At 71.2% G+C, this 25,644-nt stretch carries 24 protein-coding genes; 16 read left to right on the forward strand and 8 right to left on the reverse strand.

Annotated elements, in window-relative coordinates; all coding sequences use genetic code 11:
* Positions 1–98: 98 nt before the first annotated feature.
* The 3 genes from Q4V64_RS54800 (at position 99) to Q4V64_RS06630 (ending at position 3,140) form a co-directional block, all read left to right on the forward strand.
* A complete protein-coding gene (locus Q4V64_RS54800; RefSeq protein WP_253267347.1) occupies positions 99–1,295 on the forward strand; it encodes a bifunctional class I SAM-dependent methyltransferase/NUDIX hydrolase in 1,197 nt (398 codons plus the stop codon).
* Between the two features lie 136 nt (positions 1,296–1,431).
* Entirely contained in the window at positions 1,432–1,824 is a 393-nt protein-coding gene (locus Q4V64_RS06625; RefSeq protein WP_124444273.1) for a DUF779 domain-containing protein, read from the forward strand.
* Between the two features lie 77 nt (positions 1,825–1,901).
* Positions 1,902–3,140, forward strand: a complete 1,239-nt coding sequence (locus tag Q4V64_RS06630; protein WP_124444259.1) for a phosphodiester glycosidase family protein — start codon at positions 1,902–1,904, stop codon at positions 3,138–3,140.
* A 280-nt stretch (positions 3,141–3,420) separates the two neighbouring features.
* Here Q4V64_RS06630 and Q4V64_RS06635 read toward each other — a convergent pair whose 3' ends face one another.
* The 6 genes from Q4V64_RS06635 to Q4V64_RS06660 all read right to left on the reverse strand — a co-directional run bounded on the left by Q4V64_RS06635 (position 3,421) and on the right by Q4V64_RS06660 (position 8,807).
* Positions 3,421–3,615 (reverse strand): hypothetical protein, encoded by a 195-nt coding sequence (locus Q4V64_RS06635; protein WP_095752904.1) that lies wholly within the window; start codon positions 3,613–3,615, stop codon positions 3,421–3,423.
* 142 nt (positions 3,616–3,757) lie between these two features.
* Entirely contained in the window at positions 3,758–4,621 is an 864-nt protein-coding gene (locus tag Q4V64_RS06640) for a phosphatidylinositol-specific phospholipase C/glycerophosphodiester phosphodiesterase family protein (protein ID WP_124444258.1), read from the reverse strand.
* 184 nt (positions 4,622–4,805) lie between these two features.
* Entirely contained in the window at positions 4,806–5,900 is a 1,095-nt protein-coding gene (locus Q4V64_RS06645; RefSeq protein ID WP_124444257.1) for an acyl-CoA dehydrogenase family protein, read from the reverse strand.
* On the reverse strand, positions 5,897–7,114 hold the full coding sequence (locus Q4V64_RS06650) for an acyl-CoA dehydrogenase family protein (RefSeq protein WP_124444256.1): 1,218 nt from the start codon (positions 7,112–7,114) through the stop codon (positions 5,897–5,899). The genes Q4V64_RS06645 and Q4V64_RS06650 overlap by 4 nt, the downstream gene beginning before the upstream one ends.
* Positions 7,111–8,088, reverse strand: a complete 978-nt coding sequence (locus Q4V64_RS06655) for an NADPH:quinone oxidoreductase family protein (protein WP_124444255.1) — start codon at positions 8,086–8,088, stop codon at positions 7,111–7,113. The genes Q4V64_RS06650 and Q4V64_RS06655 overlap by 4 nt, the downstream gene beginning before the upstream one ends.
* Positions 8,089–8,222: 134 nt before the next feature.
* The gene (locus tag Q4V64_RS06660) at positions 8,223–8,807 is read right to left on the reverse strand and encodes an XRE family transcriptional regulator (protein ID WP_253267346.1); all 585 of its coding nucleotides are present in this window, start codon (positions 8,805–8,807) and stop codon (positions 8,223–8,225) included.
* 92 nt (positions 8,808–8,899) lie between these two features.
* Here Q4V64_RS06660 and Q4V64_RS06665 point away from each other — a divergent pair, with 92 nt between their 5' ends.
* The 6 genes from Q4V64_RS06665 (at position 8,900) to Q4V64_RS06690 (ending at position 14,915) form a co-directional block, all read left to right on the forward strand.
* Positions 8,900–9,844 carry an NAD(P)/FAD-dependent oxidoreductase gene (locus tag Q4V64_RS06665; RefSeq protein ID WP_124444253.1) on the forward strand — a complete coding sequence of 315 codons (945 nt, stop codon included), beginning with the start codon at positions 8,900–8,902 and terminating at the stop codon, positions 9,842–9,844.
* 29 nt (positions 9,845–9,873) lie between these two features.
* Positions 9,874–11,412, forward strand: a complete 1,539-nt coding sequence (locus Q4V64_RS06670) for an ATP-dependent DNA ligase (RefSeq protein ID WP_124444252.1) — start codon at positions 9,874–9,876, stop codon at positions 11,410–11,412.
* Positions 11,409–11,867, forward strand: coding sequence for an NUDIX domain-containing protein (locus Q4V64_RS06675; protein ID WP_124444251.1), 459 nt, complete (start codon positions 11,409–11,411; stop codon positions 11,865–11,867). Before Q4V64_RS06670 ends, Q4V64_RS06675 begins: the two co-directional genes overlap by 4 nt.
* A 76-nt stretch (positions 11,868–11,943) precedes the next feature.
* On the forward strand, positions 11,944–13,329 hold the full coding sequence (locus tag Q4V64_RS06680) for an NADP-dependent succinic semialdehyde dehydrogenase (RefSeq protein WP_124444250.1): 1,386 nt from the start codon (positions 11,944–11,946) through the stop codon (positions 13,327–13,329).
* Between the two features lie 25 nt (positions 13,330–13,354).
* Complete coding sequence (locus tag Q4V64_RS06685; protein ID WP_095752989.1) at positions 13,355–13,591, forward strand: DUF6213 family protein; 237 nt, start codon at positions 13,355–13,357, stop codon at positions 13,589–13,591.
* A 100-nt stretch (positions 13,592–13,691) separates the two neighbouring features.
* Entirely contained in the window at positions 13,692–14,915 is a 1,224-nt protein-coding gene (locus tag Q4V64_RS06690) for a cytochrome P450 (RefSeq protein WP_124444249.1), read from the forward strand.
* Positions 14,916–14,931: 16 nt separating this feature from the next.
* Here Q4V64_RS06690 and Q4V64_RS06695 read toward each other — a convergent pair whose 3' ends face one another.
* Positions 14,932–16,158: an acyl-CoA dehydrogenase family protein gene (locus Q4V64_RS06695; protein ID WP_124444248.1), complete on the reverse strand. Its 1,227-nt coding sequence runs from the start codon at positions 16,156–16,158 to the stop codon at positions 14,932–14,934.
* 169 nt (positions 16,159–16,327) lie between these two features.
* Here Q4V64_RS06695 and Q4V64_RS06700 point away from each other — a divergent pair, with 169 nt between their 5' ends.
* The gene (locus Q4V64_RS06700; RefSeq protein ID WP_124444247.1) at positions 16,328–16,972 is read left to right on the forward strand and encodes a TetR family transcriptional regulator; all 645 of its coding nucleotides are present in this window, start codon (positions 16,328–16,330) and stop codon (positions 16,970–16,972) included.
* Positions 16,973–16,995: 23 nt separating this feature from the next.
* On the opposite strand, the gene def is transcribed toward Q4V64_RS06700, so the two are convergent.
* A complete protein-coding gene (def, locus tag Q4V64_RS06705; RefSeq protein ID WP_124444246.1) occupies positions 16,996–17,535 on the reverse strand; it encodes a peptide deformylase in 540 nt (179 codons plus the stop codon).
* A 149-nt stretch (positions 17,536–17,684) separates the two neighbouring features.
* On the opposite strand from def, the gene Q4V64_RS06710 reads away from it, so the two are divergent.
* From Q4V64_RS06710 to Q4V64_RS06735, 6 genes are all read left to right on the forward strand, one after another.
* A complete protein-coding gene (locus Q4V64_RS06710) occupies positions 17,685–18,923 on the forward strand; it encodes a MurT ligase domain-containing protein (protein WP_124444245.1) in 1,239 nt (412 codons plus the stop codon).
* A 39-nt stretch (positions 18,924–18,962) separates the two neighbouring features.
* Positions 18,963–19,691, forward strand: a complete 729-nt coding sequence (locus Q4V64_RS06715; RefSeq protein ID WP_124444244.1) for a glutamine amidotransferase — start codon at positions 18,963–18,965, stop codon at positions 19,689–19,691.
* Between the two features lie 188 nt (positions 19,692–19,879).
* On the forward strand, positions 19,880–20,905 hold the full coding sequence (locus Q4V64_RS06720; protein ID WP_124444243.1) for a 6-phosphofructokinase: 1,026 nt from the start codon (positions 19,880–19,882) through the stop codon (positions 20,903–20,905).
* A gap of 140 nt (positions 20,906–21,045) precedes the next feature.
* Entirely contained in the window at positions 21,046–21,996 is a 951-nt protein-coding gene (locus Q4V64_RS06725) for a cytochrome c oxidase assembly protein (RefSeq protein WP_124444242.1), read from the forward strand.
* A 177-nt stretch (positions 21,997–22,173) separates the two neighbouring features.
* Positions 22,174–23,493 (forward strand): PASTA domain-containing protein, encoded by a 1,320-nt coding sequence (locus tag Q4V64_RS06730; protein ID WP_303709172.1) that lies wholly within the window; start codon positions 22,174–22,176, stop codon positions 23,491–23,493.
* Positions 23,494–23,521: 28 nt separating this feature from the next.
* The gene (locus Q4V64_RS06735) at positions 23,522–25,642 is read left to right on the forward strand and encodes a serine/threonine-protein kinase (protein ID WP_124444240.1); all 2,121 of its coding nucleotides are present in this window, start codon (positions 23,522–23,524) and stop codon (positions 25,640–25,642) included.
* The last annotated feature ends 2 nt before the right edge of the window (positions 25,643–25,644 follow it).

The raw sequence follows: 25,644 nt of genomic DNA on the forward strand, positions 1-25,644 counted from the left end.
CGACCTGTATGCGTTGCGCCCCGCACCATCGACCATCTTAAATGAACATGGTTTCCATATCGACAGGTTCATCAGAGACCGCGCACGTGGGAGGCAGAGTGCAACCGCAGACGTTCGATCCGGACGACACCGACGCCGACGCTTACTCGGAAGCAGTCAATGCCGAGGCATGGCACGCGTACGGGACCCACCACCTGAGGCGCGGCACGGCCCTGCCGGAGGTGGAGCGGATCGACTGGGGCTTCTGGGGCATAGGGCCGGGGGCCGAGATCCTCGGCGAGCTGTCGGGCCGACGGGTGCTGGACCTCGGGTGCGGCCCGGCCCGGCACGCGGCCCACCTCGTCCGTGCGTACGGGGCGACGGTGGATGCCGTAGACGCCTCACCGAGCCAGTACGAGCGGGCCCGCGCCCGCTACGGTTCACTGCCCGGGCTGCGGCTGGTGCGGGCCGACGCGGTCGAGCACCTGCGCGCGGTGACGGAGCCGTACGACGTCGTCTACTCAGTCAACGCCGTCCCCTACATCGATCCCCGGCGGTTGCTGCCCGCCCTCGCCGGGGCGCTCCGGCCGGGCGGAACGCTCTGCTTCACCGTGCTGCACACCAACTCCCAAGGAGACGGCCCCTCCCCCGTCGTCGAGTCCCGGCCCGAGATCCTGCGGCTCGCCGACGGCGGCGAGGTCACCGTCCGGATGTGGGTGCTCGCCCCGGACGTCTGGGCGGAGCTGCTCGCCGAGCACGGGCTGCGCGTCGAACACATCGACGTCCTCGACGCGCCGGACGAGGACGACCACGTCTCCTACCGCGTCTTCCGGGTGAGGCGTCCCGTGCGGGTCTCCTCCCGCCCGCGCACGCCCCGACCGCCGGTCGCGCACGCGACGCTCGGCGTCGGTGCCATCCTGCACGGCCCGCGCGGCCTGCTGCTGGGCCGCCACCGCCGGGGGACGTGGGAGCTTCCCGGCGGGACGGTGGAGCCCGGCGAGTCGCTCCAGGAGACGGCCGTGCGGGAACTCGCCGAGGAGACCGGGCTCACGGCCCGACCGGAGGACGTACGGCTCCTCGGCACGCTCCTCGACCACGTCGACGGTGTCGTACGGGTCACCGTGGCCGCCCGGGTGACGGCCTGGCAGGGCGAGCCGGCCGACCAGCCCGACGAAAGCGTCGGGCACTGGCGCTGGTTCGCCCTGGACCGGCTGCCGGAGAACCTGTTCGTGTGCAGCGCCCAGGCCCTGACCGCCTGGCGCCCCGGACTCCCGGTCGACCATGCGCCGGCCCACTTCACCCCGTACGCCGGCTGACCGGCTGACGGGTGACGGCTGACGGGTGACGGCTGACGGCTGACGGCTGACGGCTGACGGCTGATCGGGTGATCGGGTGATCGGGTGCAACCCCTTCGCAACCTTCGCCGTGCTGCACTCGGTGACCATGGACGCCATGGACGCCAAGGACGCCGTATCCGCACCCGCCCCCTACGACGAGGTCCCGCGCGTCGAGCTCACGCCCGCGGCCGCCGACCTGGTGCGCCGGCTGCGTGAGACGCACGGGCCGCTGATGTTCCATCAGTCCGGCGGCTGCTGCGACGGCAGCGCCCCCATGTGCTACCCGGCGGGCGAGTTCCGCACCGGCGGCTCCGACGTGCTGCTCGCCGAGCTGGAGGTGGCGGGGGTCGAGGAGCCGGTGACGTTCTGGATGGCGCGCAGCCAGTACGAGGTGTGGAGCCATACCCGGCTGATCGTGGACGTGGTCGAGGGCCGGGGCAGCGGGTTCTCGCTGGAGGCGCCCGAGGGGGTGCGTTTTCTCACCCGTTCGCGGGTCGTCGGCACATAGACACCGCGGCGGCCACCGGCGTCTGCTGCACTTCCCCTGAGTCCTCGGAAAGTTGACGAGCCCTCAGGGGGAACACCGTGACGCATCGTCAGAGACGGTTCGCGGCGGGCAGAACGGCGCTGACGTTTCTCGCGGTACTCGGCACGCTGGCCGGTGCGGCCCTGGTGGGGGCTGCACCGGCCGGCGCCGTTCAGGGCGAGACCGAGATCGCGCCGGGGGTCGTGTACGAGGAGTTCGACATCCCGGCGGCCAAGGGCGTGACCCACGCCCATGTGCTGAGCGTCGACCTGCGCGATCCGCGCGTACGCCTGGAGCTGCTGTATCCGGGGGCGGTGGCCGCGCGGGCGCCCGTCTCCGGCATGGCCGACGCGGCCGGCGCCGTGGCGGGCGTCAACGGCGACTTCTTCAACATCACCGAGACCCAGCACCCCGGTGTCGAGGCCACCGGGGCGAGCGTGGGCCCGGCCGTCGCGCAGGGCCGTGCCCTCAAGGGGGCGGTGCCGAACGGCCAGCGCTTCGGCCCCGCGCTGCCGCCCGGCACGAGCACCGAGGACGTGATCGGCGTGGGCACCGACCGCCGGGCCCGGCTGGACGAACTGGCCCTCGACGGATCGATCCGTACACCCGAGGGAGAGCTGCCGCTCGGCGGGCTCAACCAGTACGCGCTGCCGGTCGGTTCCATCGGCGCGTTCACCGCGGAGTGGGGTGCCGCGTCCCGCGTCCGCGCCACCTGCGGCACGGACACGGACCGGGGCGCCCAGTGCAGCACGGACACCTACGAGGTGACGGTGCGCGACGGACGCGTCGTGTCGACGGCCGACACGCCGGGCAACGGTCCGATCGCGCCGGAGACCACGGTGCTTGTCGGCCGGGAAGCCGGAGCGCAGCACCTGCGCAAGCTCTTCGCGGGCGCGCGGGTGACGGTCCGGCACCGGCTGGTGGCGGCCGCGACCCGGACCCCGTACCGCTTCGCACTCGGCGGCCACCCGGTCCTCAGGAGCGGACAGCCGCTGCCGGGCCTGGACGGCACCACGTCGGCCGTGCGCACCGCCGTGGGCATCGCGGACGGCGGGCGCCGTCTGCTGCTGCTCGCGTCGGACGGCGCCCCCGAGTACCGCAGCGGGCTGACGATCGCAGAAGTCGCGGCCATCATGCGGGAGTTGGGCGCGCTCGACGCCTTCAACCTGGACGGCGGCGGATCGACGACGCTGGCCGCCCGCGCGCCGCGCGAGAGCACCGTCGCCGTACGCAACCATCCCTCCGCCGGCGTGGAACGCCCCGTCCCGAACGGCATCGGGGTCTTCTCGAGCCCGTGAGAGCCGCACGCCTAGGGCCTGTCGTCAAATTCCCGTCGTCCGCCCGAAGGGCGGGCCGCGCGCCCCGCCGCGATGGGGGTCCCCCCGCTCGAGCGAAGCCGAGAGTGGGGGAGGCTGATGTCCGCGTAGGTGCGTGCTCTCGGCGTGCCGGGCGCAGACCCTCGTACTGGTTGTACGTGGGTCTGCGCCCGGTGCGGCGAGTGGGGGCACCTCCCACGCCTTTAAGGCAGTGGGGGAGCGTGCATGGCGTCGCGGGCAGGCGGGAATTTGACGACAGGGCCTAGGGCCGCAGGCTGCTGACGATGTCCGCCGTCGCCGTGAGGCCGCTGTGGATGGTGGGCGCGATGCTCGTGCTGGCCAGGTAGAAGCCGAGCAGCGTGCACACCAGGGCGTGGGAGATCTTCAGCCCGCCATTGCGCAGGAAGATCACCGCCAGGACCAGGAGCAACAGCACCAACGAGATGGAAATCGCCATCGTCAACCTCCTTCGCCACGTCCGCTTCGCGGCGTTCGGCCGCAAGTGTGGCGTAGCGGAGGGTTCGTCCGGGCGGCTGACCTGTCCTCCGAACGTGTGGTGTCCGGATGGTTGTGGCTACGTGGTGGCTACGTGGTTGTGGCTACGCGGACCGGTGCGCGTCCAGGAAGGCTTCCAGCCCGGCGAGGTCGTCGGTGTTGACGTAGTCGACGTCGGCGGCGACGAGTTCGCTCCACAGCGCGTCCCGGGCGGGCCCGACCACGTCCGGAGTGGCCCAGAACCGGACCTTCTGCCCACGCGAGTGCGCCGCCTGGACGATGCTCCGCAGCTTCTGCCGCTCGGCGTCCGGGAAGGCGCCCACGCCCGACCACGTGAAGTTCAGCGTCCAGTTGTCGCTGATCAGCGGGACGAAGGAGGCGGGAGCCGAGGTGCCGAGGTCGGCGAGCCGGCCGTCGTAGAAGGCCCGCCGTACGGTCTGCGCCTCCATCGGCGTGCGGGCGGCACGGTCGCCGGAGATCACGGCGGTGACCGGGCCGGGGAAGACGCGGCCGTGGGCGTACGTCGTGAACAGATGCTTGTAGCGCCGGAGATGGCGGTCGAGTTCGAGGTACGTCGACGAGCCCTCGGTCTTGATGTCGATCAGCAGTTGCAGGGACCCCCGGTATCCCCGGTACACGGAGCCGTGGTTGGCCCGGACGCGGGCGGCGAGCGGGTCGAGGTAGAGGGACTCGAGGGTGCGGGCCGGGTCGAGGTCGACGGGGTCGTGGGCGACGAGGAGCTGGTCGCCGACGAGGAAGATATCGGCCTCGAGGCTGCCGAAGCGGTGGTCGAGGGCGTCGAAGAGGGGACGCGGGTGCTCGTAGTCGTTGTGGGCGTGGGCGCGCCAGAGCGGGCGGCGGCCGTGCTTCTGCTCCCCCGCCAGCGCGCTGCCGGCGGGCAGGGCGACCGTGCCCGCGAGGGCGGCGCCGAGGGTGGTGAGGGCTCTGCGGCGGGTGGTGAGGGCCATGCTCTGCCTCCCTGGTAGGCCTTACGGGACCGCTGTGAGTATGCGTTCCTGAAGGGCCCAAGAAGCAGTCCCGGGAGAGGAGTTGGCCGGACTGCCGCTGCCCGTTCACTTCTTCGGCGCAGGGCTCACGAAAAAGCCCGCCCCTCGTGGGACGGGCTTTTCGTGGACTTCTCCCAGGTGTACGTCAGGGGGCTTGGGGGGCCTGGAGGTCGACCAGTTCGGCCAGCGCCTCCCGGTGGCGGCCCGCGGTGCCGTACGCGATCGAGTCGGCCTTCGCCCGCTTCAGGGAGAGGTGGATCGGGTGTTCCCAGGTCATGCCGATGCCGCCGTGCAGTTGCAGTGCCTCCTCGGCGGCACGCACGGCGACGGGCGCGGCGTACGCCTGGGCGACGGCGACCGCCACGTCGACGTCCTCGCCGGTCGCGAGGGCGTCCGCGGCGTTGCGGGCCGCGGCGCGCAGGTGGACGACCTCCAGCCACAGCTGGGCGAGCCGGTGCTTGAGTGCCTGGAAGCCGCCGACGGGCCGGTTGAACTGCTTGCGTTCCTTCAGGTAGCGGACCGTCTCCGTCAACGCCCATTCGGCGAGGCCCAGTTGCTCCGAGGCGAGGAGCCCGGCTCCGGCGCGCAGGGCCCGTCGTACAGCGGGTTCGGCGTCGCCCAGCAGACGGCCCTGGACCCCGTCGAGGGTTACGGTCGCGAGGGGCCGGGTCAGGTCCAGGGACACCTGCGGGGTGATCGTCACGGCGTCCGCGTCGACCGCGTACAGCCCGCCGTCGTCGGCCGGGACGAGCAGCACATCGGCGGCGGCCGCGTCCGCGATGCCGGTCAACTCCCCGTGCAGGGAGCCGTTTTCCTCTCGTACGGCCTTGAAGGCGCCGCCCGGAGCGACGTTCAGGGCGACGGCGAGGGCGCCGATGCCGCGTCCGGAAGCCAGCTCGGCGACGAGGTCGTCGGCGTCGCTGCAGGCCAGCAGGGCCTCGGTGGCGACGACGGCGCTGGTCAGATACGGGACGGGGGCGACCGCGCGCCCCAACTCCTCCAGCACGACGGCGACTTCGCGGTGGCCGGCGCCCTGGCCTCCTCGCTCCTCGGGCACGAGGAGGCCCGCGAGGCCCATGCCGTCGGCGAGCGCCTTCCACGCCTCACGGTCGTGCGGCCCGTCGGACTCGATACGGGCGATCACGTCCGCCGGATCGCAGTGGTCGGCGAGCAGGTCGCGGACGGCGGCGCGGAGCGCCTCTTCCTCCTCCGAGTACAGCAGGTCGGGCTGCGTGCTCATCGGGCCAGGTCCTTCCACGCGACGTCCTTGTCGGTGCGCGGCTCGGCGGGCAGGCCCAGGACGCGCTCGGCGACGATGTTCAGCAGGACCTCGCTGGTCCCGCCCTCGATGCTGTTGCCCTTGGAACGGAGGTAGCGGTAGCCGGCCTCGCGGCCGGTGAAGTCCACCAGCTCGGGGCGGCGCATGGTCCAGTCGTCGTACAGCAGGCCCTCTTCGCCGAGGAGTTCGACCTCCACGCCGCTGATCTCCTGGTTGAGGCGGGCGAAGGCGAGCTTCATCCCGGCTCCCTCGGGACCGGGCTGGCCGGCCACGAGCTGCTGGCGCAGGCGTTCGCCGGTGAGGCGGGCGACCTCGGCCTCGACCCAGAGCTTCAGCAGGCGCTGGTGGAGGTCGTGGGTGCGCAGTTCTGGGCGTTCGCGCCAGGTCTTCGAGACGGGGCCGATCATGCCGCCCTCGCGGGGCAGCCGCATGCCGCCGATGGCGACGCGTTCGTTGTTCAGGGTGGTCTGCGCGACCCGCCAGCCGTCGCCGACCTCGCCGAGGCGGCGCGAGTCCGGGATCCGGACGTCGGTGAGGAACACCTCGTTGAACTCGGCCTCGCCGGTGATCTGCCGCAGCGGCCGCACCTCGACACCCGGGTCGGTCATGTCGCAGATGAAGTACGTGATGCCCGCGTGCTTGGGCACCTCCGGGTCGGTGCGGGCGATGAGGATGGCCCAGCGGGCGACATGGGCGCTGGACGTCCACACCTTCTGCCCGTTGACGACCCACTCTCCCCCACTCTCGGCTTCGCTCGAGCGGGAGGGACCCCCATCTTCCCGGACGGCCCGCGTGCCGAGCGCGGCCAGGTCGGACCCGGCGCCGGGCTCGCTGAACAGCTGGCACCAGACTTCCTCCCCCACCCACAGGGGCCTGAGGTACCGCTCCTTCTGCTCCTCGGTGCCGTAGTGCAGGATCGTCGGCGCTGCCATCCCGAGCCCGATGCCGATCCGCCGCGGGTCGTTGTCGGGAGCCCCTGCGGCCTCCAACTCGGCGTCCACGACGGCCTGGAGGGAGCGCGGGGCGCCGAGGCCGCCGAGGCCCTCCGGGTAGTGCACCCAGGCGAGACCGGCGTCGAAGCGGGCCTTGAGGAAGTCGAGCCGGTCGGTGGTGGCGGGAGGGAAGACGGCCAGCAACTCCGCGGTGCGGCGCTTGAGTTCGGCTGCGTCGGTCATGCCGCCTCTCCTTCCGTGAGACCGGGGACGACGGCGACCCGGCCGGTGGTCACACCGTCGGCGACCCGCTGTACGGCGGCCGCCGCTCCGCTCATCGGCACCCGTTCGCTCACCAGCGGCTTGATCGCGCCCCGGGCGGCCAGTTCGGTGAGCTGCTCGTGGCAGTGCTGGACCAGCTTCGGGTTCTTGGTGTTGTACAGGCCCCAGTGCAGGCCGAGGATCGCGTAGTTCTTCACCAGTGCGTGGTTCAGCCCCGGGCTCGGGATGGTCCCGCTCGCGAAGCCCACGACCACGATCCGGCCCTCGAAGGCGACGACCTTGGCGGACTGGGCATACGCCTCGCCGCCGACCGGGTCGTAGATCACGTCGGCGCCCCGGCCGCCGGTGGCCTCCTTGACGGCGGCGATCACGTCCTCGCCGCGCCGGTCGATCACCACGTCGCACCCCAGCTCCCGGGCGACGGCGGCCTTCTCGGCGCCGCCCACGACACCGATGACCGTTGCCCCGGCCGCCTTCCCGAGCTGCACGGCCGCGCTGCCGACCCCTCCTGCGGCAGCGTGGACGAGCAGCGTCTCGCCGGCCTCCAGCCGGGCCCGCCGGTGCAGGCCGAACCAACCCGTCTGGTAGCCGATGTGCAGCGCGGCGGCCTCGGCGTCGTCCAGGGAGTCGGGCGCGGGCAGGAGAGCGGCGGCGTCCGCGACGGCGTACTCGGCGAAACCGCCGTACGGCAGTGCGGGGTTGGCGATGACCCGCCGGCCGTCCTCGGTCTCGCCGCAGATCTCCACGCCCGGGGTGAACGGCAGCGGAGGCCGGACCTGGTACTGGCCCCGGACCATGAGCGCGTCCGGGAAGTTGATGTTCGCGGCACGCACCTTCAGCAGGACCTGGCCGTCACCGGGCGTGGGCCGCGCCACGTCCTCCAGGCGCATCACCTCGCCCGGCTCGCCGTTCTCGTGCACTTGCCATGCCTGCATGCGGTGCCTCCACGGGACTGCGTCTATTTGCTCGCCTCAGGGGCGCTTCAGCCCCTTCGGCTCACGTGTGTCGTCTGACCGGGGTCCCTCGCATACTAAGCGGTCGCTTGCCCATCAGGGAACAGTCGTGTGCGTCACGACCGCTTGGGCCGCGCCCGTACGTGCATGCGCTCGCCCTGCGGCCCGAACAGGCTGAGGAACTCCACCGGCCCCTCCCCCGTCGACCCGAACCAGTGCGGCACGCGTGTGTCGAACTCGGCCGCCTCCCCCGCCGTGAGCACCACATCGTGCTCGCCCAGCACGAACCGCAGCCGCCCGGAGAGGACGTAGAGCCATTCATACCCCTCGTGGACACGGGGTTCCGGCTCCTCCGCCCCCTGCGGTACGAGCACCTTGAACGCCTGGAGTCCGCCGGGCTGGCGGGTGAGCGGCCAGTAGGTGCGCCCGTGCCGCACGATCGGCTGGGACCGCACCCGCGGGTCCCGCACCGGCGGAGCCCCCACCAGCTCGTCCAGAGCCACCTCGTGGGCCCGCGCGATCGGCAGCAGCAGTTCCAGGCTGGGCTTGCGCAGGCCGGACTCCAGTCGCGACAGGGTGCTCACCGAGATGCCGGTCGCCTCCGACAGCCCGGCGAGCGTCGCACCCCGCTCCTTGCGAATCCGCCGCAGCCGGGGACCGACCTCCGCGAGCACCTCGTCGGTGCCCGTGTCGTCACTCATGACTCCATCACTCATGACCCCATTGCAGTTTCGGCAAACACATTTGTCAATGCGGCAGTGGGCGAGCGACCTTTTCCGTGGAGGTGGTCACCATGACCCAGAAGGACTCGCAGGACTCGTACGAAGTGGTCGTCGTCGGAGGCGGCACGGCCGGACTCTCCGCCGCACTGGTCCTCGGCCGGGCACGGCGCCGCACGCTGGTCGTCGACGCGGGCGAGCCGCGCAACGCGCCCGCCGCGCACATGCACGGCTACCTGAGCCGGGACGGCATGCCGCCCGCGGACTTCCTGGCCGTCGGACGGGAGGAGATCGCTCGGTACGGGGTGGAGCTGGTCCGGGACCGGGCGGTGGACGTCGGCAAGGAGGAAGATTTCGCCGTGGTCCTCGCGAGCGGTCGCACCGTGCGCGCCCGACGGCTCGTGATCGCGACCGGCCTCAAGGACGAACTGCCGAAGGTGGAAGGCCTCGCCGAGCGCTTCGGCCGGGACGTGCTGCACTGCCCGTACTGCCACGGCTGGGAGGTCCGCGACCAGGCGTTCGGCGTGCTCGCCACCACCCCGATGAGCGTGCACCAGGCGTTGATCGTGACCCAGTGGTCGAAGGACGTGACCTTCTTCCTGCACGAGGTCGCCGAGCGGGAGCTGTCGGACGAGGACCTGCGCAGACTGGCCGCGGCCGGGGTCGACGTGGTGCCCGGCGAGGTCTCCGGCCTGGTGGTGGACGACGACCGGCTCACCGGGGTCCGGCTGGCGGACGGCACGACCCACGACCGCGAGGTGCTGTTCGTGGCGCCCCGGGCCGTGCCACGGACGGACCTGCTCGCACGGCTGGGCGCCGAGATGAACGAGACGCCGTTCGGCAGCTACCCCGTGATCGACGAGCGCGGTCAGACCACCGTCCCGGGCCTGTGGGCGGCGGGCAACGCGAGCGGCTTCGCGGAGCAGGTCGTGAACGCGGCGAGCCGCGGATACCGGGCGGGCGCCACCATCAACGGGGAACTGCTCATGACCGACCTCGACGCGGCCGTCCGGGTGTAGACCGCCCCCTTCCGGTGCACCATGGCTGCATGCTGCTGACCCGGCTGGCCCAGGTGTCCCAGGAGGTCGCCGCGACCTCGGCGCGCTCCCGGAAGATCGCGCTCCTCGCCGAGCTGTTCCGGGACGCCGAGGCGGACGACGTACCGATCGTCATCCCGTATCTGGCGGGACGGCTGCCCCAGGGGCGGCTGGGTGTCGGCTGGAAGGTGCTGAGCCGCCCGGTCACCCCGGCCGCCGAGCCGACCCTGACCGTGCGCGAGGTCGACGCCCGGCTCAGCGAGCTGGGCAAGGTCTTGGGCGCCGGCTCACAGGCCGAGCGGGCCCGGCTGGTCGGCGAGCTGATGGGCGCTGCGACGGAGAACGAGCAGCGATTCCTGCTCGGCCTGATCACCGGCGAGGTCCGGCAGGGCGCGCTGGACGCGGTCGCGGTCGAAGGGCTGGCCAAGGCGACGGGGGCGCCGCCGGCGGACGTACGGCGGGCGGTGATGCTCGCGGGCTCCCTCCAGACGGTGGCCGAGGCCCTGCTGGCGGACGGCCCCGCCGCCCTGGACCGCTTCCGGCTGACCGTCGGCCGCCCGGTCCTGCCGATGCTGGCGCACAGCGCCTCCTCGGTGGCCGAGGCGGTCGACAAGCTCGGCGCCTGCGCGGTCGAGGAGAAGCTGGACGGCATCCGCGTTCAGGTCCACCGGGACGGCGACACCGTACGGCTCTACACCCGCACCCTCGACGACATCACCGACCGGCTGCCCGAACTGACCACCGCCGCCCTGGAATTGAGGGGCGACCGGTTCATCCTGGACGGCGAGGTCATCGCCTTCGACGAGGACGGACGGCCCCGCTCCTTCCAGGAGATCGCCGGCCGCGTCGGTTCGCGCGCGGACGTGGCGACGGCCGCGCGGGCGGTCCCCGTCTCCCCCGTCTTCTTCGACGCCCTGTCCGTCGACGACCGCGACCTGCTCGACCTGCCGTTCGCCGAGCGGCACGCGGAGCTGGCCCGGCTGGTGCCCGAGCCGATGCGGGTGCGGCGTGCACCGGTGTCCGGGCCGCAGGACGTGGCCACGGCTGAGGAGTTCCTCGCCGAGACCCTGAAGCGCGGCCACGAGGGCGTTGTCGTGAAGTCCCTCGACGCCCCCTACAGCGCGGGCCGGCGCGGCGCGTCCTGGCTGAAGGTCAAGCCCGTCCACACGCTCGATCTGGTGGTCCTGGCGGCCGAGTGGGGCCACGGCCGCCGTACCGGCAAGCTCTCCAACCTCCACCTCGGCGCCCGCACCGCCGACGGCTCCTTCGCGATGCTCGGCAAGACCTTCAAGGGCATGACCGACGCGATGCTGACCTGGCAGACCGAGCGGCTCCAGGAGCTGGCCGTGGACGACAGCGGATACGTGGTCACCGTACGCCCCGAGCTCGTCGTGGAGATCGCCTACGACGGCCTGCAGAAGTCCACCCGCTACCCGGCCGGCGTCACCCTCCGCTTCGCCCGCGTGGTCCGCTACCGCGAGGACAAACGCCCGGAGGACGCCGACACGGTCGAGACGCTGCTCGCGGCCCATCCCGAGGTGAGGCCGTGAAACACAGCGCGGGCCTGCTGCTGTTCCGCCACACCGACCTCGGCCTGGAGGTGTTGCTCGGCCACATGGGCGGCCCCTTCTTCACGCGGCGCGACGCGGGGGCGTGGACCGTGCCGAAGGGCGAGTACGACCCCGAGGAACCCGCCTGGGACGCGGCCCGCCGGGAGTTCCAGGAGGAGCTGGGCTTGGAGCCACCGGACGGCGAGGCCGTGCCGCTCGGCGAGGTCCGGCAGACGAACGGCAAGATCGTCACGGCGTGGGCGGTCGAGGCGGACCTCGACCCGGCGACGATCGACCCGGGCACGTTCCGGATGGAGTGGCCGCCGAAGTCCGGGCAGATCCAGGAGTTCCCGGAGCTGGACAGGGTGGAGTGGTTCGGCCTCGACCGCGCGCGGACCGTGATCGTCAAGGCGCAGGCCGCGTTTCTCGACCGCCTGGCGGAGCACTCGACCTGAGCAGATGCCTACGCGTTGCGGCGCCCAGCGCCGCGCGGGAAGGTCGGAACACAGCCCGTCCCCAGGGAGGTCAGTCATGCCCATCGCAACGGTCAACCCGGCGAACGGCGAGACACTCAAGACGTACGAGGCCATGGGCGAGGAGGAGATCGAGCGCAGGCTCCAGCTCGCGGAGGCCACGTTCCGCACGTACCGGACGACGACCTTCGCCGAGCGTGCCCGCCTGCTGCACCGGGCCGCCGATCTCCTCGACGAGGACCAGCAGGACATCGCCCGCGTGCTGACCACCGAGATGGGCAAGCCCGTCAAGCAGGCCCGCGCGGAGGCCGCCAAGTGCGTCAAGGCGATGCGCTGGTACGCCGATCACGCCGAGGAACTGCTCGCCGACGAGGAACCCGCCGACTTCGACGTGAAGGACTCCGGCGCCTCCCGGGCCCTGGTCCGCTACCGGCCGATGGGACCGGTGCTCGCGGTGATGCCGTGGAACTTCCCCCTCTGGCAGGTGATCCGATTCGCGGCACCGGCCCTCATGGCCGGCAACGTGGGCCTGCTCAAACACGCCTCGAACGTTCCGCAGACCGCCCTCTACCTGGAGGACCTGTTCCACCGCGCGGGCTTCACCGAGGGCTGTTTCCAGACCCTGCTCATCGGCTCCGGCGCGGTCGACGACATCCTGCGCGACGAGCGGGTCAAGGCGGCCACCCTCACCGGCAGCGAACCGGCGGGCCGGGCGGTGGCGTCCACCGCCGCGGAGATGATCAAGAAGACGGTGCTGGAGCTGGGCGGCAGCGACCCGTTCGTGGTGATGCCGTCGGCGGACATCGACCGGGCGGCCCAGGTCGCGGTGACCGCGCGCGTGCAGAACACCGGGCAGTCGTGCATCGCCGCGAAGCGGTTCATCGTGCACGCGGACGTGTACGACGCCTTCGCCGAGCGGTTCGTTCAGGGCATGAAGGCGCTGAAGGTCGGCGACCCGCTGGAGGAGGAGACGGAGGTCGGGCCGCTGTCGAGCGAGCAGGGACGGACCGATCTGGAGGAACTGGTCGACGACGCGAGGCGCGGCGGAGCGACGGTGCTGTGCGGTGGCGAACGGCCGGACGGTCCCGGCTGGTACTACCCGCCGACCGTGCTGGCCGACATCGGCCGCGAGATGCGCATCCACCGCGAGGAGGCCTTCGGGCCGGTCGCCACGCTGTACCGCGCGGCCGACCTGGACGAGGCCGTGCTGATCGCGAACGACTCGCCGTTCGGGCTGAGTTCCAATGTCTGGACGCGCGACGAGAGCGAGGTCGACCGCTTCGTACGGGACCTGGATGCGGGCGGCGTGTACGTCAACGGGATGACGGCGTCCCATCCGGCGTTCCCGTTCGGCGGAGTGAAGCGGTCCGGGTACGGGCGTGAGCTGTCCGGGCACGGAATCCGGGAGTTCTGCAACATCACGACCGTTTGGCACGGTGCGTGAGCGCCGCGCGGCTACCATCCCGTTTGTGAACCGCGAAGTGACTCTGCCTCTGATCGTCGACGACCGCGGGACCTTGCAGGTGGCTGCCGCCGATGTGAGCAAACTGCTCCGCACGGTGGGCGGGAGGTGGCTGCATCTTGTGGAGGCCGGGGCGGACGGGCTCGATGAGGACACGGTGGCCGCGTTGACGATCGAGCTTGCGAAGCTGGCCGATCGTATTGACGTGGCGTGCATCGCTCACAGCAGCGGGGGTGCGCCGTAGGGCAGGGCGTTCCCCGAAACGGAGCAGCCCCGCGCGACACCGTCGCCCCGCCGGGTGATCGTGGGTGGGACCACGCTCACGACTTCCGCGAAGAGACGGCATGAGCGAAGAGACCCTCACCGAGATACTGCCCCCGATCCGGCACTGGCCGTCCCTCGACCTGCCCGGCGTCGACTTCGACCCGCTGCTGACCGAACTGATGCGCGAGGGCCCGGTCACCCGGATCCAACTGCCCAACGGCGAAGGCTGGGCCTGGCTGGTGACCCGCCACGAGGATGTGCGGATGGTGACCGACGACCCCCGGTTCAGCCGTGAGGCCGTCATGGACCGGGAGGTCACCCGGCTCGCCCCGCGTTTCGTCCCGGCTCGTGGCGAGGCCGGTTTCCTGGACCCGCCCGACCACACCCGGCTGCGCCGCTCGGTGGCCGCCGCCTTCACGGCGACGGGCGTGGAGCGGATCCGCGAGAAGTCCCGCCGCATGCTCGACGAACTGGTCGACGAGCTGCTTCAGGACGGTCCGCCCGCCGATCTCACCGCGAGCGTCCTCAGCCCGTTCTCCATCGCGGTGATCTGCGAGCTGATGGGCGTCCCGGCCGCCGACTGGCACGGCATGCACACCTGGACCCAGCTCATCCTGTCCGCCTCGCACGGCGCCCAGGTCGGCGAGAAGGCCAAGAACGAGATGGGCGCGTACTTCGCCCGGCTCATTGGCGAGCGCGAAGGCAGCACGGACCAGGACGTCATTTCGCTGCTCGGTGCCGCCGTGGGCCGCGGCGAGGTGACCCTGGAGGAGGCGGTGGGCCTCGCGGTGCTCCTCCAGATCGGCGGCCAGCCGGTCACTCACCACAGCGGCCAGATGTTCTACATCCTCCTGACGCGCCCCGGCCTGGCCGAACGGCTGCGCGCCGAGCCGGAGATCCGCCCGAAGGCCATCGACGAACTGCTGCGCTACATCCCGCACCGCAACGCGGTCGGCCTGTCGCGGATCGCCCTGGAGGACGTGGGGATCAGGGGCGTACGGATCCGGGCGGGCGACGCGCTCTACGTGTCGTACCTGGCCGCGAACCGGGACCCGGACGTCTTCCCGTTCCCGGAGACGATCGACTTCGACCGCGACCCGAGCCCGCATGTCTCCTTCGGCTCCGGCCCGCACGCCTGCCCCGGCGGAACGCTCGTCCGGCTGGAGTCCGAGCTGCTGATCGACGCGCTGCTGGACGGGATTCCCGGTCTGGGGCTCGCCGTACCGCCCGAGGAGGTCCCCTTCAGGAGGGGCGCGTCGATCCGCGGGCCCGAGACTCTCCCCGTCACCTGGTCACACCAGTGAGTGCGGACCCGCGGCTCTACCGGATCGGCATCCCCGACAGCGTCCGCGCGATCACCAGCCGCTGGATCTCGCTCGTCCCCTCGAAGATCGTGTAGATGGCGGCGTCACGGTGCATCCGCTCGACCGGGTACTCCCGCGTGTAGCCGTTCCCACCCAGGATCTGGATCGCCTGGGCGGTCACCTGCTTCGCCGTCTCGCTCGCGAACAGCTTCGACATCGAGCCCTCGGCCGCCGTGAACTGCTTGCCGTTGACCGCCATCCAGGACGCCCGCCAGACCAGGAGGCGTGCCGCGTCGATGGATGTCCGCATGTCCGCCAGCTGGAAGGCGACGCCCTGGTTGTCGATGATCGGACGGCCGAACTGCTCACGCGTCTTCGCGTAGTCGAGGGCGACCTCGTACGCGGCCCGGGCGGTGCCCACGGCCATCGCCCCCACGGCCGGACGCGAGGCCTCGAACGTGGCCATCGCCGCGTTCTTCACTCGCTCACCGCCCGTCTTCGCCCTCTCACGGGCGCGGGCCAGCCGCTCGTCCAGCTTCTCCTTGCCGCCGAGCAGGCAGGAGCCGGGAACGCGGACGTTGTCCAGGACCACCTCGGCGGTGTGCGAGGCGCGGATGCCGTGCTTCTTGAACTTCTGCCCCTGGGCGAGACCCGGCGTGTTCGGCGGGATGATGAAGGACGCGTGGCCCTTGGAGCCGAGCTCCGGGTCGACGACCGCGACGACGACGTGGACATTGGCGATGCCGCCATTGGTCGCCCAGGTCTTGGTGCCGTTGATCACCCACTCGTCCTTGGCCTCGTCGTACACGGCCCGCGTCCGCATCGAGGCCACGTCGGAACCGGCGTCCGGCTCGGAGGAGCAGAAGGCGGCGACCTTTACATCGCCCGCATCGCCGTACATCTGGGGGATCCAGGTGCCGATCTGTTCCTCGGTGCCGTTGGCGAGGACGCCGACGGCGGCCAGGCCCGTGCCGACGATGGAGAGGGCGATGCCGGCGTCGCCCCAGAACAGCTCCTCCATGGCCATGGGTATGCCGAGGCCGGTGGGGTCGAAGTACTGCTGGGCGTAGAAGTCGAGGGAATAGATGCCGACCTTTGCGGCCTCCTGGATGACCGGCCAGGGAGTCTCCTCACGCTCGTCCCATTCGGCGGCCGCGGGCCGGATCACATCGGCGGCGAAGCCGTGCAGCCAGTCGCGGACCTCCTTCTGTTCGTCGTTGAGCTCCATGGTGAACTCGGCCATGTCCCCTCCAGCGGCGCATTTGCATGTTACTTGCGGTAACTTGAGTCTGTTACTGGTCGGTAGGAAAAGTCAACTCCCGATGAACGCCCGGCAGCCCGTTCGATGCACTGGGCATGCAGAGTGTTAGTTTGCGCAGGCATTACCTAGACAGCACGGGTGGGGAGAGCTCATGGACACCACACAGCGGACCGATCAGCAGCGGTCCGCCGACCGCCGTCGGCGAGAGCTGCTGGAGGCCGCGGACCGAGTGGTGCTGCGCGACGGCCCACAGGCCTCGATGAACGCCATCGCCGCGGAGGCCGGCATCACCAAGCCCATTCTCTACCGGCACTTCGGCGACAAGGGTGGACTTTACGCCGCGTTGGCCAAACGGCACACGGACGCGTTGCTGAATTCACTGCGCGCCGCGCTGGACGCGCCGGCGGAGCGCAGGGAGCGGGTCGAGGCCACGTTGGACACGTACCTCGCGGCGATCGAGGCGCGGCCTCAGGTCTACCGGTTCCTGATGCATCCGGCGGAGGGGGGCCCGAGCGGTGATCAGGGCTTCGATGGGGGCAAGAACACCATTCCGTTGTTGCGGCGGATGGGTGAGGAGTTGGCTCAGGTCATCGAGGATCGGTTGGACCTGGGACCGGGGGGTGAGCAGTTGGCTCGGGTGTGGGGGCATGGGATCGTCGGGATGATGCATGCGGCGGGGGACTGGTGGTTGGGGGAACGTCCCTGTTCTCGTGCGGAGTTGGTGCGGAGTCTGGCGGATCTGTTGTGGGGGCGGCTCGCTGCGGCGGGGGACAAGATGGGGGGTCCGGGGTTCTGACCGTCGCCCGGAGGTACGTCCGCTCACCGGTGCCATGAAGCTCGGGCCACCTGTCGCATCAGGCGGCGGTGGCGCCAGCCCTTCAGATGGTCCGCGTACACCCTGCCCTCCAAGTGGTCGCATTCGTGCTGCAAGCATCTGGCGAAGAAGCCCGTGCCGTGGATCGTCAGCGGCTCGCCCGTCATCGTGAAGCCCTCGACCACCGCATGGTCGTACCGCTCCGTCCCCGCCTCCAGGCCCGGAAGGGAAAGGCAGCCCTCCGGCCCCCGCAGCACCACCCCGTCGGCTTCCACCAGCCGTGGGTTGACCACGTGACCCACGTGGCGCTCCTCCTCGTCGTCCGGGCAGTCGTACACGAACACCCGTAGCTGCTCCCCCACTTGATTCGCCGCCAGGCCCACCCCCTGTGCCGCGTACATCGTCGCGAACAGGTCCTCCACGAGGGTCGCCAGCTCGGGGCCGAAGTCGGTGACGTCCTTGCACGGGGCGTGCAGAACCGCGTCGCCGAGCAGCGTGAGGGGGCGGACACGCCCGTGGGTGCCCGGGATGGAGCCGTTTCGCATGGCGGCAAGGGTACGGTCCCGTCCGCCCGGGCCCGCCGCGGAAAGCCCAGGTGCGATTCGGGAGTGCGAATGGAATCTCGATAGGCTGACCACCACCACGTTGCCGTCAGGCAGAGGCGCGGCGCGTACGCAAGGAGGATCGAGAACTGATGTCAGGCAACTCGGACCCGCTCACGCCGCGGGCCAAGCTGGCCGTGACCGCGGGCAAGGCGGTCGCGGCGGCGTCGCGCGCCGCGGGGCGCGGCAGCGGTTCGGTGATCGGCGGCCGCGTGGCGCTCAAGCTCGACCCCGACCTCCTCGCCCGGCTCGCCCAGAACCTGGACGTCATCCTCGTGTCGGCGACCAACGGCAAGACCACGACCACCCGGCTGATCGCCGAAGCGCTCCGGGCTGCGGGCCCGGTTGTCTCCAACGCGCTCGGCGCCAACATGCCGGCCGGCATCACCTCGGCGCTGGCGGGCAGCTCGGACGCGAGGTACGGCGTCATCGAGGTGGACGAGAAGTACCTCGCCGGGGTCGCCCGGGACACCGCCCCGAAGTGCATCGCCCTGCTCAACCTCTCCCGCGACCAGCTCGACCGCGCCGCCGAGACCCGCATGCTCGCCGAGAACTGGCGGGAGGGGCTCGCCGGTTCCAAGGCCGTGATCGTGGCCAACGCGGACGACCCGCTGGTGGTGTGGGCCGCGTCCTCCTCCCCCAACGTGATCTGGGTCGCCGCCGGGCAGATGTGGAAGGACGACGCCTGGTCCTGCCCGTCCTGCGGTGGCGTGATGCAGCGGCCCGGCGACGACTGGTTCTGCGGTGAGTGCGGCTTCCGCCGTCCCACCCCGAGCTGGGCACTGTCCGGTGACCATGTTCTGGACCCGCACGGCTCCGCCTGGCCGATCCACCTCCAGCTGCCGGGCCGCGCCAACAAGGCCAACGCCGCCTCCTCGGCCGCCGTCGCCGCCGTCTTCGGGGTACCGCCGCAGGTCGCCCTGGAACGCATGTACCAGGTACAGGCGGTGGCCGGGCGCTACGACGTCGTCCAGTTCCAGGGCCGGGACCTGCGGCTGCTGCTCGCCAAGAACCCGGCGGGCTGGCTCGAAACGTTCAGCCTGATCGATCCGCCACCGACCCCGGTGATCCTCTCCGTGAACGCGCGCGGCGCCGACGGCACCGACACCTCCTGGCTCTGGGACGTCGACTACACGCGCCTGACCGGCCACCCGATCTGCGTCATCGGCGACCGGAGGCTGGACCTCGCGGTGCGCCTGGAGGTCGCCAATCAGCACTTCCAGGTGTACGACAACCTCGACCAGGCCGTGCAGATGTGCCCGCCCGGCCGGATCGAGGTCATCGCCAACTACACCGCCTTCCAGGACCTGCGCCGCCGCGTCGGCAACTGACGTGATCGGCGACCTCCGTAATCCGAGGACAATGACTTCATGAGCGACAACAGCCTGCGGGTCGTCTGGATCTACCCCGACCTGCTCAGTACGTACGGCGACCAGGGCAACGTCCTCGTCGTGGAACGCCGGGCGCGGCAGCGCGGTCTCGACGTGGCCCGGCTCGACGTGCGCAGCGACCAGCCGATCCCGACCTCCGGCGACATCTACCTGATCGGCGGCGGCGAGGACCGGCCGCAGCGGCTCGCGGCGGAGCGGCTGCGCCGGGACGGCGGACTGCTCCGGGCCGTGGAGAACGGCGCGATCGTCTTCTCGGTGTGCGCCGGCTACCAGATCCTCGGCCACGAGTTCATCAACGACCTCGGTCAGCGCGAGCCCGGTCTCGGTCTGCTGGACGTGGTGTCCGTGCGCGGCGAGGGTGAGCGGTGCGTCGGTGACGTGCTCGGGGACATCGACCCGCGTCTGGGCCTGCCCCCGCTGACCGGCTTCGAGAACCACCAGGGCGTCACCCACCTCGGCCCCACCGCCCGCCCGCTCGCCCAGGTGCGGCTGGGCAAGGGCAACGGCACGGGGGACGGCACGGAGGGCGCGTACAACGACACGGTCTTCGGTACGTACATGCACGGCCCGGTGCTGGCCCGCAACCCGCTCATCGCCGACCTGCTGCTGAAGCTGGCGCTGGACGTCAACGCGCTGCCGCCGACCGACGACCGGTGGTACGAGGCGCTGCGCAACGAGCGCATCGCGAGCGCGCAGCAGCCCGCGTGAGGTGTCGTACACCGGCTGTCCCACCTGGCGTAACCAGCCCGTCTGACGGTCCGTCCGCACAGGTGAGCGGCGTCGTCCAGCAGGCGGACGCGTTCTTCGGCCCCGCCCCCTCCTGCCGCTAGGGTGGCGGGGATCGAGCCGGACAACGTGGTCCGGACCCGGCCCACATCGAGAAGGTATTTCGGGCTATGCGCATTGGTGTCCTCACCTCCGGCGGTGACTGCCCCGGCCTGAACGCCGTCATCCGGTCCGTCGTACACCGTTCCGTCGTCGACCACGGCGACGAAGTCATCGGTTTCCGGGACGGCTGGAAGGGCCTCCTGGAGTGTGACTACCTCAAGCTCGACCTCGACGCGGTGAGCGGCATCCTGGCCCGCGGCGGGACGATCCTCGGTTCCTCCCGGGTCCAGCCCTCACACCTGCGGGACGGTGTGGAGCGGGCCCGCGGCCACGTCGAGGAACTCGGTCTCGACGCGATCATCCCGATCGGCGGTGAGGGCACGCTCAAGGCCGCCCGGCTGATGTCGGACAACGGTCTGCCCATCGTCGGTGTGCCGAAGACCATAGACAACGACATCGCCGTCACCGACGTCACCTTCGGCTTCGACACGGCCGTGGGCGTCGCGACGGAGGCACTGGACCGGCTCAAGACCACCGCCGAGTCCCATCAGCGCGTCCTGGTCGTGGAGGTCATGGGCCGCCACACCGGCTGGATCGCGCTGCACTCCGGCATGGCGGCGGGCGCCCACGCCATCGTCGTACCGGAACGGCCCTTCGACATCGAGGCGTTGACCAAGAAGGTCGGCGAGCGGTTCGAGGCGGGCAAGCGGTTCGCGATCGTCGTGGCGGCGGAGGGGGCGAAGCCGGAGCCCGGTTCCATGACCTACGACGAGGGCGGCAAGGACATCTACGGCCATGAGCGGTTCGCCGGGATCGCGCGGCAGCTGTCCATCGAGCTGGAGCAGCGGCTCGGGAAGGAAGCGCGGCCGGTGATTCTCGGGCATGTGCAGCGCGGTGGGACGCCGACGGCCTACGACCGGGTGCTGGCCACCCGTTTCGGCTGGCATGCCGTGGAGGCCGTGCACCGGGGAGAGTTCGGCAAGATGACGGCGCTGCGGGGGACGGACATCGTGATGGTGTCGTTGGCGGAGGCCGTGGAAACGCTGAAGACGGTTCCCGCGGAGCGGTACGAAGAGGCGGAGTGCGTCCTCTAGGGCGAGCCGTGTAGATCAACTCGTGTAGATCGACTCGTACGGAATTGAAGAGTCCGCCCCCGGTCGCTGCGGCGACCGGGGGCAGTTCTAATCTGTCTGCGGACAGACACGCACAACCCCCACGAATCAGGAGCCGTTGGATGGATCACAGCGGGCACGGCATGACCATGGATCTGCCGCCGTTCACGCTGGGGCGGGGGCTTCAGTGGTCGGCGGACCCGTTCTTTCTCGTCGCCTGCCTGGTGGGGCTCGCTCTGTACGCGTGGGGGGTCGTGCGGCTGCGGCGGCGTGGGGACGCGTGGCCGGTGGGGCGGACCGTCGCGTTCGTCTTCGGTGTGCTGAGCGTCGGGCTCGTGATGTGTACCCGGCTGAACGACTACGGCATGGTCATGTTCAGCGTGCACATGGTGCAGCACATGGTGATCAGCATGCTGTCGCCGATCCTGCTCCTGCTCGGCGCCCCGGTCACGCTGGCGCTGCGGGCGCTGCCGGTCGCCGGCAAGGGCCGCAAGGGGCCGCGTGAGCTGCTGCTGATGTTCCTGCACAGCCATTACATGCGGATCATCACACACCCCGCGTTCACCATCCCGCTGTTCATCGCGAGTCTGTACGCGCTGTACTTCACGCCGTTGTTCGACTTCCTGATGGGCTCCAAGACCGGGCACATCGCGATGATGGTGCACTTCCTCGCCGTCGGCGTGGTCTTCTTCTGGCCGATCATGGGCGTGGACCCGGGGCCCAGCCGTCCGGGCTATCTGATGCGAATGCTGGAACTGTTCGCCGGCATGCCCTTCCACGCCTTCTTCGGCATCGCGCTCATGATGGCGTCCACGCCCATGGTCGAGACGTTCAAGAACCCGCCGGCCTCCCTCGGCATCGACGCGCTCTCGGACCAGAACGCGGCCGGCGGCATCGCGTGGGCGTTCAGCGAGATCCCGTCCGTGCTGGTGCTGATCGCGCTGCTCTTCCAGTGGTACCGCTCCGAGCAACGGCAGGCCAAGCGCGAGGACCGGGCCGCCGATCGGGACGGCGACAAGGAACTCGAGGCATACAACGCCTATCTGGCCTCATTGAACGCACGCGGGCGTTGAAAGGCCTTCCATTCAGTAGCATGAAACGCGATGGGGGAACCGCCGGGGGGAGCGGTGATGACACTTCGCGTGCTCGTGCAAGGTGCCGGGAAATCGGCAATATTGTCGACGAATCGAAAGATCGCCGTTCTGGTGGTTTTCGTTCTGGCACTCAGTGGCTGCGACAGAGAGACACCTGTGTCCGTCGTGAAGGCGGTCGCCGCCGGCGTGCCCTCTCTCGCGCCGTTCTTCGACGAGAGCATCGGGCTCGGCCAGGACGCCCGGGTCCGGTCGCGGCCCGCGCACGGCAGCCTGCAGCAGGGTGACACGCCCGGGCTGTACGGGGGCACGAAGAAGCCGACGATCTGTGATGTCGAGCGGCTCGAACAGTTCCTCACCGATCCCGCGAATGGCAAGAAGGCCCAGGCGTGGGCGGGAGCGCTGGACATCACCACGGAGCGGATCCCGGATTATCTGGATCGACTCACACCCGTTCTCCTGCGTCACGACACTCTCGTGAAGAACCACGACTACAAGAAGGAAAAGGCCGTCCCTTTCAACTCGCTGCTTCAGGCGGGAATCGCGATTCTCGTCGATGCACAGGGACTTCCCGCCGTGAAGTGCTCGTGCGGAAATCCGGTGCGCCCCTTCGAGGGGGACACGGGCCGGATTTCCGTCGAGTTCGAGGACGGCAACAAGAAGTGGCAGGGATACGAGCGCTCCTCCGTGGTGGCCGTACGGCCCGCGCCTCGGACACTGGAGCGGATCGCTCTGGTCGATGTCGTCGAGCCCGACCGGGGCATCGACCGGCCGGTCGGCACGACGGGCGAGGACGACTCCACGTTCGACACCCGGAAGCGGCGCGCGGTGCCGCACCTCGCCGGGACGACGTTCGGGCAGGCGAGCCGGCAGCTGGCCGACAGGGGGCTGGCCGCCGCGTACGACGGGAAGGGGCTCCCGCCGGACGGTGCCAGGGTCACGGCGTCCGATCCGCCGCCCGGGACCGAGCTCAGGTTCGGGGAGTACGTGACGTTGAGCGTGGCCGGGGGCGCGTCCGGGGACACGCCCGGGGGGTCACCTGGTGGGTCAACGGGACGGTCACCCGGTGGGTCACCTGGTGGGTCGGCCACTTCCCCGGCGCCCTCGCCGTCCGGGCCGGGCACGACGCCGCCGCCGTCGTCGTCGAGCGGCGGGCCCGGGCCGTCGCCTTCCGAGCCGCCGTCTTCGAACCCGCCGCCCAGCTCGGAGCGGCCTCCGTCCAGCCCACCGGCCGGCTCCGGATCCGAGCCGCCTCCGTCGAGCTCACCGCCCTCCCCCGATCCCCCGACCAGCTCCCCACCGACCGGCGACCCGGTCACCAGCGCCGCGCCGCCACCCCCGACCAGCGCTCCCGTCACCAGCGAACCGGCAAGCACCGGGCCGGCGAGCAGCGAACCGGCAATGAGCGCCCCGGAGAGCGACGCACCCGCCACGCATGGGCCCGCGACCGGCGAGCCCACCGCAAGCGCAGCCACGTAGCACCCCCGCAGAACCCGGGAGTCACCGGATGCCTTCAGGATCACCGACGTCGGGAGTGGGCCGGGTCATCGCCGGCCGCTATCTGCTGCTGAACCGCCTCGGCAGCGGCGGTATGGGCCATGTGTGGCTCGCCCACGACCAGAGACTCGCCTGCGAGGTCGCGCTCAAGGAGATCGTGTTCCGCGATCCGGCCGAGGCCGGTCACGAGCGGGAGGCCCGGGTGGCCCGGGCCCGGGCCGAGGCCCGGCACGCGGCGGGCCTGCGCGGCCATCCGCACGTGGTGACCGTGCACGACGTGCTGGAGCACGAGGGGCTGCCGTGGATCGTCATGGAGTACGTGGCGGGCGCCGTCGACCTGCGCGAGCTGGTCGGGACACGAGGGCCGCTCGCCCCGGCCGAGTGCGCCAGGATCGGCCTCGCCGTGCTCGACGCGCTGACCGCTGGGCACGAGCGGGGCGTCATGCACCGGGACGTGAAACCGGCGAACATCCTGCTGGCGCCGGACCGCACCGGGGCGCCGTACGGTCGCGTGCTGCTCACCGACTACGGCATCTCGGTGCAGCCGGACGCCGACGAGACGCGCTACACGCTGGCGTCGGTGCTGGTGGGCACGGCCGGCTATCTGGCGCCCGAGCGGGCCACGGGCGGGGCGCCCACGCCGGCCGCCGATCTGTTCTCGCTGGGCTGCACGCTGTACCACGGCGTCGAGGGCCGGGGCCCCTTCGAGCGGGAGTCGCATCTGGCGGAGATCACCGCGGTCGTCACGGAGGAGCCCCGTCCGGCCGTGCGCGCCGGGGCGCTGGGGCCCGTACTGGACGCACTGCTCGTCAAAGACCCCGCACGGCGGCTGTCGGCGGTGGAGGCGGAGGCGGCGCTGTCGCGGATCGTCCTGCCGCAGGCGGAGGCGTACGCCCGGACACAGACCGATCTGGGGTCGCAGCCGCCGTGGGCCGGAACGGGGGCACCCGCGCCACCCGCGCCACCCACAGGGCCGCACGGGGCCGGATCCGGACCGCCTGGATCGCCACAGGAACCAGGGTTCGGTCCGTCCGGGGATGCACAGGGGCCAGGGTTCGGTGCGTCCGGGGGTGCACAGGGCCCAGGGTTCCCCGGTTCCGGGGATACATCCGGGGATACACAGGGGCCGCCAGGACTCGGACTCGGCCCGTTCAGGCCGCCGCAGGGGCCCGGCTTCGCCCCGCCCGGGGACCCGCAGCGGCCAGGGCAGGGCGCACCCGTGGAGAATCCACGGCGTTCCGGCCGGCCCGGGCATCCGCAGGGCTTCGGGCCGGCCCTCCTCCCCGCGGCGTCCCCGGCCGGGCGCCGGCGGCGCGAGCGACCGCGCGCCCCGCGGGTCGCTATGGCCTGCGGGCTCGGGCCGGTGCTCGCCCTGGGCGGCGTCTGGTACGCCCTGGCGGACCGGTTCACCGACGGGACCGGGCCGCCGTACGGCCAGAGTGTCGGGCTGGCCCAGGCACTCCGGGAGGGTGACTGCGTACTCGCCGACTGGGCGGGGGCGGAGCGCTTCCAGGGCACGCCCCGGCTGTCGCTCGACCCCACCTGCCGGGACAAGGCGCCGGACGGGCAGGTGATGGCCTTCGTCGCGGCCGCGTCGGCGGACGAGGCGCGGCGGCTGGGGCCGGGGCGGTGCGAGGAACGGACGCGGGAGCTCCGGAACAAGCTCGCGGACGTGCGCAGCCTCGCCGTCGTGCCGACCTCGGACGGATTCGAGTCCGCCGGGCGGCGGACCGCCTGTCTGGTGCTGGGCGCGTACGGGCCCGTGTACGGGCCGCTGGGCGCGCACCGCAAGCCGGGCTCGGCCTTCGCGGACACGGCGACCATGCAGAAGCGGGACTGCCTGGACGTCCGCTCCAACCGGGACGCCCGGCTGGTCCCCTGCGAGGGTCCGCACGACGAGGAGGTGCTCGGCTTCACCCGGCTCGGCACCGACGTCACGCTCGGCGAGGCGCGCACCGAGTCGGATCCGGCGTGCGGCCGTGAGGTACCGCCGGGCGACTACGGCTTCGATCCGTCGGTGTACACGGCGGGGTCCTGGACGAGTCAGGGCTCCTGGAAGAACGGGACACATTTCGTCGTGTGCACCGTCCGGAAGCAGAACGGAGGCACCATGGAGGGGACCGAACCATGAGG

The organism is Streptomyces sp. NL15-2K (assembly GCF_030551255.1).
Classification (GTDB): Bacteria; Actinomycetota; Actinomycetes; order Streptomycetales; family Streptomycetaceae; genus Streptomyces.

What these genes read in the sequence shown, in the direction of transcription:
- Q4V64_RS06695 (WP_124444248.1), bottom strand. Translation starts at nt 16,158, where the DNA reads ATGGCCGAGTTCACCATGGAGCTCAACGACGAACAGAAGGAGGTCCGC.
- Q4V64_RS06660 (WP_253267346.1), bottom strand. Translation starts at nt 8,807, where the DNA reads ATGAGTGACGACACGGGCACCGACGAGGTGCTCGCGGAGGTCGGTCCC.
- Q4V64_RS06645 (WP_124444257.1), bottom strand. Translation starts at nt 5,900, where the DNA reads ATGAGCACGCAGCCCGACCTGCTGTACTCGGAGGAGGAAGAGGCGCTC.
- Q4V64_RS06680 (WP_124444250.1), top strand. Translation starts at nt 11,944, where the DNA reads ATGCCCATCGCAACGGTCAACCCGGCGAACGGCGAGACACTCAAGACG.
- Q4V64_RS06655 (WP_124444255.1), bottom strand. Translation starts at nt 8,088, where the DNA reads ATGCAGGCATGGCAAGTGCACGAGAACGGCGAGCCGGGCGAGGTGATG.
- Q4V64_RS06725 (WP_124444242.1), top strand. Translation starts at nt 21,046, where the DNA reads ATGGATCACAGCGGGCACGGCATGACCATGGATCTGCCGCCGTTCACG.
- Q4V64_RS06650 (WP_124444256.1), bottom strand. Translation starts at nt 7,114, where the DNA reads ATGACCGACGCAGCCGAACTCAAGCGCCGCACCGCGGAGTTGCTGGCC.
- Q4V64_RS06715 (WP_124444244.1), top strand. Translation starts at nt 18,963, where the DNA reads ATGAGCGACAACAGCCTGCGGGTCGTCTGGATCTACCCCGACCTGCTC.
- Q4V64_RS06665 (WP_124444253.1), top strand. Translation starts at nt 8,900, where the DNA reads ATGACCCAGAAGGACTCGCAGGACTCGTACGAAGTGGTCGTCGTCGGA.
- Q4V64_RS06700 (WP_124444247.1), top strand. Translation starts at nt 16,328, where the DNA reads ATGGACACCACACAGCGGACCGATCAGCAGCGGTCCGCCGACCGCCGT.
- Q4V64_RS06670 (WP_124444252.1), top strand. Translation starts at nt 9,874, where the DNA reads ATGCTGCTGACCCGGCTGGCCCAGGTGTCCCAGGAGGTCGCCGCGACC.
- Q4V64_RS06735 (WP_124444240.1), top strand. Translation starts at nt 23,522, where the DNA reads ATGCCTTCAGGATCACCGACGTCGGGAGTGGGCCGGGTCATCGCCGGC.
- Q4V64_RS06710 (WP_124444245.1), top strand. Translation starts at nt 17,685, where the DNA reads ATGTCAGGCAACTCGGACCCGCTCACGCCGCGGGCCAAGCTGGCCGTG.
- Q4V64_RS06635 (WP_095752904.1), bottom strand. Translation starts at nt 3,615, where the DNA reads ATGGCGATTTCCATCTCGTTGGTGCTGTTGCTCCTGGTCCTGGCGGTG.
- Q4V64_RS06720 (WP_124444243.1), top strand. Translation starts at nt 19,880, where the DNA reads ATGCGCATTGGTGTCCTCACCTCCGGCGGTGACTGCCCCGGCCTGAAC.
- Q4V64_RS06640 (WP_124444258.1), bottom strand. Translation starts at nt 4,621, where the DNA reads ATGGCCCTCACCACCCGCCGCAGAGCCCTCACCACCCTCGGCGCCGCC.
- Q4V64_RS06690 (WP_124444249.1), top strand. Translation starts at nt 13,692, where the DNA reads ATGAGCGAAGAGACCCTCACCGAGATACTGCCCCCGATCCGGCACTGG.
- Q4V64_RS06625 (WP_124444273.1), top strand. Translation starts at nt 1,432, where the DNA reads ATGGACGCCAAGGACGCCGTATCCGCACCCGCCCCCTACGACGAGGTC.
- def (WP_124444246.1), bottom strand. Translation starts at nt 17,535, where the DNA reads ATGCGAAACGGCTCCATCCCGGGCACCCACGGGCGTGTCCGCCCCCTC.